The organism is Myxococcota bacterium (assembly GCA_035498015.1).
GTDB lineage: Bacteria > Myxococcota_A > UBA9160 > SZUA-336 > SZUA-336 > VGRW01.
Genome location: DATKAO010000140.1, coordinates 1 through 3,117, shown reverse-complemented (window position 1 = coordinate 3,117; position 3,117 = coordinate 1). Strand labels below are relative to the sequence as shown.

The 3,117-nt window shown below is 65.4% G+C and carries 4 protein-coding genes; 3 read left to right on the top strand and 1 reads right to left on the bottom strand.

Annotation, left to right across the window (positions count from 1 at the left end; genetic code table 11):
• Nucleotides 1–136: 136 nt before the first annotated feature.
• The 3 genes from VMR86_12600 (at nucleotide 137) to VMR86_12590 (ending at nucleotide 2,614) form a co-directional block, all read left to right on the top strand.
• Nucleotides 137–718, top strand: coding sequence for a hypothetical protein (locus tag VMR86_12600; protein HTO07883.1), 582 nt, complete (start codon nucleotides 137–139; stop codon nucleotides 716–718).
• 450 nt (nucleotides 719–1,168) lie between these two features.
• A complete protein-coding gene (locus VMR86_12595; GenBank protein ID HTO07882.1) occupies nucleotides 1,169–2,014 on the top strand; it encodes a pentapeptide repeat-containing protein in 846 nt (281 codons plus the stop codon).
• A 114-nt stretch (nucleotides 2,015–2,128) separates the two neighbouring features.
• Complete coding sequence (locus VMR86_12590) at nucleotides 2,129–2,614, top strand: YrhB domain-containing protein (protein ID HTO07881.1); 486 nt, start codon at nucleotides 2,129–2,131, stop codon at nucleotides 2,612–2,614.
• A gap of 13 nt (nucleotides 2,615–2,627) precedes the next feature.
• On the opposite strand, the gene VMR86_12585 is transcribed toward VMR86_12590, so the two are convergent.
• Nucleotides 2,628–3,117, bottom strand: a 490-nt coding sequence (locus VMR86_12585) for a cytochrome P450 (GenBank protein ID HTO07880.1), incomplete at its 5' end; no start/stop codon positions are given.

Genomic DNA, 3,117 nt, shown 5'->3' with positions numbered 1-3,117 from the left:
GACGTCGACCGCATCCTCGTGCTGCACCACGGCGAGCTGCGCGAGAGCGGCACTCACCAGCAGCTCCTCGCGCAGCGCGGCCTCTACTGGCGCCTGTACCAGCTCCAGTACGCGATCCAGGAACGCGCGGCGTGACATGGGCTGGGCGCTCTCCTGGATCGCCGTCCAAGCCGAGCCCGACGCCGCGCTAGAGCTGCTGGGACTGAGACGCACCGGCGAGAAGGGTCTCTACGGCGAGGTGCCGTTCGCCGCGAACGCCTTCTCGAACGGCTGGTACGTGGTGGTCGCCGACGGCTGCGACGGGCCGCTCCTGTCTCGCGCCGCGCTCGCGCGAGCGAGCGCCGAAGTTACGGTGGTCGCGTGCAGCATCGAAGAGCACGTGATGGCGAGCTGGGCGTCGCTCTGGTCGGAAGGCCAGGAGGTCTGGCGCATCGCGCACGAGGCCGAGCGCGGTCACCTGGACATCGAAGTGCGAGGCGCCATGCCCGAGTTCTTCGAAGAGCTGAAGGACGACATCCTGAGCGAGCAAGGCGCCGAAGACAGCGGCGCCGGCGAAGTCGACTGGGTCTTCGACCTGCCGCTCCGCGCCGCCCACCGACTCACCGGCTTCAAACACGACGACCCGCACACGCCGTATGAGTTCGAGGTGCTCGAGCCGGCCCCACAGTCGGCGCCGCCGCCAGCGCCAGGAAAGCCGTGGTGGAAGGTCTGGAGCTGAGCTGAGTGCGGAATGCGCTCGATCGCGCGTTTGAAGCCGTTTCGTCCCCTGTTCCGCTCAGTGACTAAGATCTGAGTCGATGACTCGACCTGAGATGAGTAGTTTCTCAGGTTGATGTTCGATTCCGCGAGACTATGCACAGCCGTGTCTCAGCGTCGCCGCTGAGGCTCTGCAAGGCAGACCTCTTCAGTGAGTAGGGCCACTTCCGGTTCATCCTCATAGATGCGACGACGAAAGGTGTCGGCCGCGACCGAGGCGAGTCAACCACTGTGGTGGGACATCACGACCGAGCGTCAGTGGCAGTCTCACGTGGACCAATACACGCCCGGCTGGGGCGACGGTACACTACTCTCCACGGATCACTGAGGGACGATGTGATTGACGACGAGCACGACGATCTTGAATGCGCTGAGGGCTGGAGACTCACTCGACAGTATTGGCCTCCCGAAGGTGGATGGGTTCATCGATCTCCGCGGCTTCAAGGCGCCGCGGCCCAGAGTCGTGGGGACGCGCGGCTCGCCAATCGGCGAGATGCAGCTGTTGCAGGACCCGGTCGTCGTCCGGAACGCCCGTTGGAACTCCATCGACTTCTCTCGCGCGCGCCTCCAGTCAGTTCTCCTCTTCCATAGTCGCATCGAGAACTGCCGTTTCGATGGCGCCGACCTCTCGCATTTCGCGATGTGGGGCACCCAAGTCGAAAGCTCGAGCTTTCGCTTCGCCGATCTCCGAAGGGCCGCCCTCGGGGGAATTGGCCAAGACCGGAGTCGGAACTCCTTCCGGAACGTAGACTTTTCCGGGGCGGACCTACGCGAGACCGTGCACGGTTCGGCGGATTTCCGAGACTGCGTCTTCGACGACTGCAACCTGACCGGGGTGGACTTTCGAGCCGACGTGTTCGAGTCGTGCCGCTTCTCGGGCGAGCTGCGGGAGGTCCTGTTCTACCGGCAGGCCTTCAAGCTGGAAGAATTTCCGCCGAACGAGATGAAGAACGTCGACCTTCGCCGCGCGAAGCTGCGCATGTGCGCGTTTCGCAAGCTCGACCTGGATACCATTCGCTGGCCCGAAGACGCAGATCATATCGTGATCCGTGACCTCCCGGCCGCGCTCGACCGGGGAATCGAGCTACTCGAGTCGCGGAGCGATCTCGGTGCGCGCAGGCTCACCGTACAGCTGAATATGATCAAGCAGTGGCTCGGTGCGAATCAGCGGGTCGCTGTGATCAACCGGCTCGACTTCATCGAAATGGCAGGTGAGTGCGCGACGGACGAGCTGCTCTTGGTCATGCGACCCCACTAGGTGTGCGTCCGGAGCGCGTACGGGTCCTGGCCTCGTGACCGCGCGGTCGTCAGCTGCTCGAACGCCCGCCGGCTCCCTCCGGCTAGTCGCGGCGCCCTATCAAGGCAGGGTGCCATGAGCCAAGAGGGTGACTCACCCATCGTGCCAGCGTGGCGCCAAAATCGCCACAAAGCACCAAACAGCGCCCAACGCTCCCTTCACGGCTTGCCTCGTTCTGCCTATGATCGTGGCCGACGATGCGATGCGACCTCTGAAGTCACTGTTGGAGACGCCGAGAGTGGTGAAGCCCGCAGCGTGGCGAGACGCGGTGGCGTACGCCGGCCAGCGCATGTGACAAGATCCGAAGCTCAGGAGATCGCTCAAAGGATCATCAAGGCCAAGGAGCAGCGGGCTGGATTCGAAATGGTGCTCCTGGAGAACAGAACGCTGGAGCGCGCGTTCGGGTGGGTCTTCTTCTACGACTCGAAGCGGCACGCTGAAACGGGCAGCATTCGAGACGCCATTGCCGGCAATGCTCCGATCGTGGTGACCAAGGACGGCCAAGTACACAAGACGGGCACGGCGCACCCCGTGGAGTACTACCTGCGGAAGTTCGAGTAATGCTCGAGCGGCCCTAGCCCTCGAACACGATCGGCAGGCCGCGCAGCCCGCGCAGGATGAAGGAGTCGATCCGCTCGAGCTCCGCGGAGTCACGCCGCCGGATGCCGCGCAGGGTGAGCAGCTCTTCGAGGGCCACGCGCGCTTCGAGCCGCGCGAGCGCGGCGCCCAGGCAGAAGTGCACGCCGAGGCCGAAGGCGAGGTGGGCGGGGCGGTCGCGGTGGAGCTCGAAGCGGTCGCCCCAGGGGAAGGTCTCGCTGTCGCGGTTCGCGGAGCCGAGCATGGGCACCACGATCGAGCCCGCGGGGATCGGGACGCCCGCGAGCTCGGTGTCGCTGGTCGCCTCGCGGAACAGCACCTGCGCAGGTGAGTCGTAGCGCAGGCCCTCCTCCACGAGCGTGGGCACGAGGTCGGGCTCGCGCTGCACGCGCGCGAGCTCGGCCGGGTTCCGGGTGAGCGCGAGCACGGTGTTGCCGAGCAGGTTGGTCGTGGTCTCGTTCCCGGCC